The organism is Streptomyces sp. NPDC005070 (assembly GCF_053600395.1).
The window spans coordinates 1-6,693 of record NZ_JBSFZS010000224.1; the positions used below are offsets into that span (position 1 = coordinate 1).

Annotated in this window: 6 protein-coding genes and 1 tRNA gene; 6 read left to right on the forward strand and 1 reads right to left on the reverse strand. The window is 70.1% G+C overall.

Translation table 11 applies throughout. From position 1 onward, the window contains the following. Positions 1-122: 122 nt before the first annotated feature. A complete protein-coding gene (locus tag ACWEBX_RS36090) occupies positions 123-1,436 on the reverse strand; it encodes a sensor histidine kinase (protein WP_451888980.1) in 1,314 nt (437 codons plus the stop codon). Between the two features lie 304 nt (positions 1,437-1,740). On the opposite strand from ACWEBX_RS36090, the gene ACWEBX_RS36095 reads away from it, so the two are divergent. The 6 genes from ACWEBX_RS36095 (at position 1,741) to ACWEBX_RS36120 (ending at position 6,591) form a co-directional block, all read left to right on the forward strand. Further along, positions 1,741-1,812: transfer RNA gene (locus tag ACWEBX_RS36095), tRNA-Gln, on the forward strand. 116 nt (positions 1,813-1,928) lie between these two features. Then, positions 1,929-3,377, forward strand: a complete 1,449-nt coding sequence (glmU, locus tag ACWEBX_RS36100) for a bifunctional UDP-N-acetylglucosamine diphosphorylase/glucosamine-1-phosphate N-acetyltransferase GlmU (protein WP_451888981.1) — start codon at positions 1,929-1,931, stop codon at positions 3,375-3,377. 130 nt (positions 3,378-3,507) lie between these two features. Beyond that, positions 3,508-4,482: a ribose-phosphate diphosphokinase gene (locus ACWEBX_RS36105; protein ID WP_451888982.1), complete on the forward strand. Its 975-nt coding sequence runs from the start codon at positions 3,508-3,510 to the stop codon at positions 4,480-4,482. Positions 4,483-4,692: 210 nt separating this feature from the next. Beyond that, complete coding sequence (locus ACWEBX_RS36110; protein WP_451888983.1) at positions 4,693-5,283, forward strand: 50S ribosomal protein L25/general stress protein Ctc; 591 nt, start codon at positions 4,693-4,695, stop codon at positions 5,281-5,283. A gap of 73 nt (positions 5,284-5,356) precedes the next feature. Continuing rightward, on the forward strand, positions 5,357-5,968 hold the full coding sequence (pth, locus tag ACWEBX_RS36115) for an aminoacyl-tRNA hydrolase (RefSeq protein ID WP_389849223.1): 612 nt from the start codon (positions 5,357-5,359) through the stop codon (positions 5,966-5,968). Between the two features lie 125 nt (positions 5,969-6,093). Continuing rightward, positions 6,094-6,591 carry a hypothetical protein gene (locus ACWEBX_RS36120; RefSeq protein ID WP_451888984.1) on the forward strand — a complete coding sequence of 166 codons (498 nt, stop codon included), beginning with the start codon at positions 6,094-6,096 and terminating at the stop codon, positions 6,589-6,591. Positions 6,592-6,693: the final 102 nt, after the last annotated feature.

Sequence of the window (6,693 nt, forward strand, 5' to 3'; positions counted from 1 at the left end):
CCGGTACATCGATGCCCGTCGCCACCGACGCCCACCCCTCACCCAACGGCGACGGGCTGATGCACCGGCACGGCCCCGACCCACCCACCGGACCGAACCCGCACCCGCACCCGCCCGGAGGGCTACGCCGGGATCACCGCCGACACACGGAACCCACCCGCGTCCGTAGGCCCCGACACGAACACACCCCCGAGCGCGGCCACCCGCTCCTTCATCCCCAGCAGCCCGTTCCCCCCACTGGGCAGCCCGACGGACGACCCCGCCCCCACCTCCGGCGGACACTCGTTCTCCACCTGCATCGCGATCTCGGACACCCGATGCGCCAGCCGGACATACGTCTTGGCCCCCGCCGCGTGCTTGTGGACGTTCGTCAACGCCTCCTGCACCACCCGGTAGGCGGTCTGCTCGATCTCACGGGCGTACGCCCGCATGTCCCCCTCGACCGACAGGGCCACGACCATCCCGGCCGCCGCCGACTGCCCGATCAGCTCGTCGATCTCGGCCAGACTCGGCCCCTCACCGGCCCCGGAGGAGTCGCCGGCCGCCCGCGAAGCGGCGGCGGCCGCGGCGGCCCCCACGGCCGCCAGCGGCACCGACGGCACGCGCGCCTGCAGCCCGTCCCCCGTGCGGAGCACGCCCAGCATCTCCCTCAGCTCGGTCAGCGCCTGCCGCCCCATGTCCCCCACCAGGGCGGCGTTCTTCACGGCCTTCTCGGGATCCTTCCGGGCGACGGCCTGAAGCGCCGCCGCGTGGACGACCATCAGCGAGACCCGGTGCGCGACCACGTCGTGCATCTCCCGCGCGATCCGGGTGCGCTCCTCGTTGCGCGCCCACTCCGCCCGCTCCTCCGCGCGCTCCGCGAGAAGCTGGAGCTCCCGCTCCAGCGAGTCCGCCCGCTCCCGCAGGCTCTCCATGAGCCGGCGCCTGGCCCCCATGTACAGCCCGAGCAGCACGGGCGGCGCGGTCATCCCGATGGCCGTCGTGATGGAGGCGAAGGGGACGAGCCAGTTCCCCATCGGCACGTCCCCGTCCACGACGCTCTGGTGCGCCCGGACGAACGTGACGATCAGCATGCCGGCGAAGGACATCCCGGCCAGTGCCGCGGTGATGCGCCGCGGCAGCTCGGAGGCGGCGAGTGTGTAGAGCCCGACGAGTCCCATCAGGAACCCCATCTGGGCGGGCGTGATCGCGATGGACACCAGGACGACCGCGATCGGCCACTTCCGCCGTACCAGCAGTACGGACCCGGCCACCGTCCCGAACGCGACCCCCACCGGAGTGGGCAGTCCCGCGTCGTGAGCGAAGCGGACCCCCTCCCCACCGCACTCGAACGCGGACCCCAGAGCGAGCCCCCCGTCCAACACCGCACCGCGCCATCCGACCCACCACCACGGCCCGTTCCCGGCCCCGGTGTGCTCTTCCCCCGTCGTGGTCATGCCTCCAGCCTACGGTTGCACCCCGAACCATTTCCGGTGAGTTTCCCCGACTGGCCTACACCACACCCCCGTCGGATTCAGCGGTCCCGGAAACGCCACCGGCCCGGGGCCGCTCCCGGTCCCGCAAGCACAGGAACGCAAACACCGGACCGCCGCGGACGCCTCGGACGGCCTCCGGGACCACTCGGTCATCTGCCGCGCGGGAAGCGCCGAGTTGTACCGTCGCACGGAGGGCATCCCGTACGGCATAGTGTTGGGTGCCGACTCGACGAGCCGACCAAATGTCCGGTTCGATCGAGTTTCTTCCCCCGTGGTGTAATTGGCAGCACTGTGGCTTTTGGTGCCATCTGTCCGGGTTCGAGTCCTGGCGGGGGAGCCTTGGTCGATCCGGCCCCTGACAGCACCATCAGGCCCTCTCCCGCATCCCTCCTGATTCGCCCCGGTATCCTGCGGATGTCCACACCCCGCCATCCGAAGCCGAAGGGCAACCCCGTGAGCGCCAATCGCCCGGCAGCCGTCGTCGTACTTGCAGCGGGTGAGGGCACCCGTATGAAATCGGCCACACCCAAGGTTCTGCACGACATCTGCGGACGCTCCCTCGTCGGTCATGTGCTGGCCGCCGCGCGCGAGTTGGATCCCGAGAACCTGGTCGTCGTCGTCGGCCACGCCCGCGAGAAGGTCGTCGGGCACCTCGCGGAGATCGACCCGGACGTCCGGACGGCGGTGCAGGCCGAGCAGAACGGCACCGGGCACGCGGTACGGATGGGCCTCGAAGAGCTCGGCGGCGGCGTGGACGGCACCGTCGTCGTGGTCTGCGGCGACACCCCCCTGCTCAGCGGAGAGACCCTGCTCACGCTAGCCTCGACCCACAGCGCCGACGGCAACGCCGTCACCGTGCTGACCGCCGAGGTCCCCGACGCCACCGGCTACGGCCGCATCGTGCGGGACGGCGCCAGCGGCGCGGTCACCGCGATCGTCGAGCACAAGGACGCGACCGACTCGCAGCGCGCGATCCGCGAGATCAACTCGGGCGTCTTCGCCTTCGACGGCCGGCTCCTCGCCGACGCGCTCGGCAAGGTGCGCACGGACAACAGCCAGGGCGAGGAGTACCTGACGGACGTCCTCGGGATCCTGCGCGAGGCCGGGCACCGGGTGGGCGCGGCCGTCGCCGCCGACCACCGCGAGATCGCCGGCATCAACAACCGCGTACAGCTCGCCGAGGCCCGCCGCATCCTGAACGACCGGCTGCTCACCCGGGCCATGCTGGCCGGCGTCAGCGTGATGGACCCCGCGACGACCTGGGTCGATGTGACGGTCACCTTCGAACAGGACGCGATCGTGCACCCCGGGACACAGCTCCAGGGCGCCACGCATGTCGCCGAGGGTGCCGAGGTCGGGCCCAACTGCCGCCTGAAGGACACCCGGGTGGGTGCCGGCGCCCGCGTCGACAACACCGTGGCCGACACCGCCGAGGTGGGCCCCGAGGCGAAGGTGGGCCCGTTCGCGTATCTGCGTCCGGGCACGCGGATCGGCCCGAAGGCCAAGGTCGGCACGTACGTCGAGACGAAGAACGCGACGATCGGCGAGGGGACGAAGATCCCGCACCTGTCGTACGTCGGTGACGCGACGATCGGCGAGTACTCGAACATCGGTGCCGCCAGCGTGTTCGTGAACTACGACGGGCAGGAGAAGCACCACACCACGATCGGCTCGCACTGCCGTACGGGTTCGGACAACATGTTTGTGGCTCCTGTCACGGTCGGGGACGGCGCGTACACCGCGGCGGGCTCCGTCATCACGAAGGACGTGCCGCCCGGTTCGCTGGCCGTGGCCCGTGGCCAGCAGCGCAATATCGAGGGCTGGGTGGCTCGCAAGCGTCCCGGAAGCGCCGCCGCGAAGGCCGCGGAGACCGCCTCCCGGGAACCGGAAGGCGAAGGCTGACCGGAAAACGGCACGTCTGGGACGGCGTACCGTGATAAGTGCACACCCGCACCCCGCTGAGAAGCCCTCTCGCGACCCCGCCGAGAAGACCTCTCACGCCCACTGAGATGACCTCTGAGGAGACAGTGCTGTGACCGGGATCAAGACGACCGGCAAGAAGAAGATGATGTTCTTCTCCGGCCGCGCCCACCCCGAGCTTGCCCAGGAGGTCGCCCACAAGCTGGGTGTCGGGGTCGTCCCGACGAAGGCCTTCGACTTCGCGAACGGCGAGATCTACATCCGCTACCAGGAGTCCGCGCGCGGCGCCGACTGCTTCCTGATGCAGAGCCACACGGCCCCCATCAACAAGTGGATCATGGAACAGCTCATCATGATCGACGCTCTGAAGCGGGCCTCCGCCCGGAGCATCACCGTGATCGTGCCCTTCTACGGTTACGCCCGTCAGGACAAGAAGCACCGTGGACGTGAACCGATCTCGGCGCGTCTGATCGCGGACCTGATGAAGACGGCCGGCGCGGACCGCATCCTCACGGTCGATCTGCACACCGACCAGATCCAGGGCTTCTTCGACGGCCCGGTGGACCACCTGTTCGCGCTGCCGATCCTCGCCGACTACGTGGGCACGAAGGTCGACAGGTCCAAGCTCACCGTCGTCTCCCCGGACGCCGGCCGGGTGCGGGTCGCCGACCGCTGGTGCGACCGTCTCGACGCTCCGCTGGCCATCGTGCACAAGCGCCGCGACAAGGACGTCGCCCACAAGGTCACCGTCCACGAGGTGGTCGGCGACGTGAAGGGCCGCGTCTGCGTGCTCGTCGACGACATGATCGACACCGGTGGCACCATCTGCGCCGCCGCCGACGCGCTCTTCGCGCACGGCGCGGAGGACGTCATCGTGACGGCCACGCACGGCGTGCTCTCCGGCCCGGCGGCCGACCGTCTGAAGAACTCCAAGGTCAGCGAGTTCATCTTCACGGACACCCTGCCGACCCCGGGTGAGCTGGAGCTCGACAAGATCACGGTGCTGTCGATCGCTCCGACGATCGCCGACGCGGTGCGTGAGGTCTTCGAGGACGGCTCGGTGACGAGCCTGTTCGAGGAGCACTAAGCCCTACCCCGCCGGTCGGCAGCGGACCTCGCCGCCGACCGGCCGCCTAGATCGATTTCTTGTACGGCCTCCCCGCCCCGTAAGCTGTCACAGTTGCTCGGCGAGGGAGGCCGCATTTGTGTGCGCGGCTGTCCGTTATCGACGCGCTCTTCGTAGCAGGCCGATGTTCGGCCGGGTGACCCTTTTCCCCAGGATCTACGAGGAGTGAACATGTCCGAGGTCAAGCTCGCCGCCCAGACCCGCACCGAGTTCGGCAAGGGTGCCGCCCGCCGCATCCGCCGCGAGGCCAAGGTTCCCGCGGTCGTCTACGGCCACGGCACCGAGCCGGTCCACATCACGCTGCCGGGCCACGAGCTGCAGCTCGCCCTGCGTACCGCGAACGTCCTGCTCACCCTGGACATCGAGGGCAAGACCGAGCTGGCGATCCCGAAGGCCGTCCAGCGCGACGCCATCAAGGGCAGCCTCGACCACGTCGACCTGCTCCTCGTGAAGCGCGGCGAGAAGGTCACCGTCGAGGTCTTCGTGCAGACCGAGGGCGAGCTGGCCCCGGGCAGCTTCCTCGTCGAGAACGTGCTGAACACCCTGACGGTCGAGGCCGAGGCCACCCACATCCCGACGTCGGTCACCGTCTCCATCGCGGGCCTGGAGGCCGGTGCCTCCATCCACGCCAAGGACATCAAGCTTCCCAAGGGCACCACGCTGGCGATCGACGAGGACGCGGTCGTCATCCAGGTCCTGTCGGCGCAGGCCGAGGAGCCGGCCGCCGAGGGCGCCGAGGGCGAAGCCTCCGCCGAGGCCTGATCCCCCCGGGAATCTTCATCTGTGTCAGCCGCCGCTCCTGTCGGGAGCGGCGGCTGCCGCGTATCAAGGACACATGGGAGACACGGACGTGACGACCGACGCCAATGCGCCCTGGCTGATCGTGGGCCTCGGCAACCCGGGCCCCGAGTACGCCATGAACCGGCACAACGTGGGCTTCATGGTGGCCGATCTGCTGGCCGGGCGGATCGGCGGGAAGTTCAAGCGGGCGGGCAAGGCGCAGGCCCAGGTGATCGAGGGGCGGATCGGACCGCCCGGCCCGGCCAACCGCCGGGTGATCCTGGCCAAGCCGATGTCGTACATGAACCTGTCGGGCGGCCCGGTGACCGCGCTGCGGGACTTCTACAAGGTGCCGACGGCGAACATCGTGGCGGTCCACGACGAGCTCGACATCGACTACGGCGTGCTGCGGCTGAAGCTGGGCGGCGGCGACAACGGCCACAACGGTCTGAAGTCCATGACGAAGGCGATGGGCGCGGACTATCACCGGGTGCGGTTCGGCATCGGGCGTCCTCCGGGCCGTATGCAGGTCGCGGATTTCGTGCTGAAGGACTTCGGGTCCGCCGAGCGCAAGGAACTGGACTACTTCGTCGACCGGGCCGCCGACGCGGTGGAGTGTCTGGTGATCGAGGGCCTGGAGCGGGCCCAGGGCACGTACAACTCCTGACGGGCGGCCGCGAGGACCCCGGGAACCGCGCACGCGGGCCGGGCGGCCGGGGCCGGTGGTCGACGTACTCGTACAACTGACGACTTGTCCCCTGCCGGGGTTGACCCAGCGCGTTGCCATGGCCAATGATCCCCGCCATGCGTGCCGTCACCTCACGTCAGAGCGCGTTCGCGGCGCTGCGTTTCGGACAGCTCGCGGCGATGGGCGTGGTCACCGGGCTCATCCTCATCGCGGGCGTGTGGGCCTCCTGGGGCACCGCGCAGCACGTGATGCTGGGCAAGGGCCGGGAGCAGGGCACGATCGCGGTGCGGTCGTGCTCGGGGGACGTCTGTGCGGGTCCGTACACGCCGGTGTCGCCCGGTTCGCGGGCACGGACCCATGTCGTCATCGACGAGTCGGTGGCGGTGGAGAAGGGCCGGACGTACACGGTCACGGTGAAGCCCGGCAGCGACGAGGTCGTCCGCAGCGGCCCGGCCGGCCTGCTCTACGCCTGGGTTCCGCTCGGGGGTGCCCTGCTGCTCGCCTCGGTGGTGGTGGCGGGCGGTCTGCGGCTGACCCGCGTGGCCTGGCTGATGGCGGGCACGGGGATGGCCCTGCTGACGGCGACGTTCCTGGTCGTGTAGGCACCCGGACGCGTGAGACCCGCGCGGCGGCGCGAAGCCGACGGCACGAAGCCACCGCACGGACACGGAAGGCGCCCTCGGCGCTCGTAGGGGTACGAGCGC

Coding starts and splice junctions, on each gene's coding strand:
- ACWEBX_RS36090 (WP_451888980.1), bottom strand. CDS start 1,436: ATGACCACGACGGGGGAAGAGCACACCGGGGCCGGGAACGGGCCGTGG.
- ACWEBX_RS36110 (WP_451888983.1), top strand. CDS start 4,693: ATGTCCGAGGTCAAGCTCGCCGCCCAGACCCGCACCGAGTTCGGCAAG.
- pth (WP_389849223.1), top strand. CDS start 5,357: ATGGGAGACACGGACGTGACGACCGACGCCAATGCGCCCTGGCTGATC.
- ACWEBX_RS36120 (WP_451888984.1), top strand. CDS start 6,094: ATGATCCCCGCCATGCGTGCCGTCACCTCACGTCAGAGCGCGTTCGCG.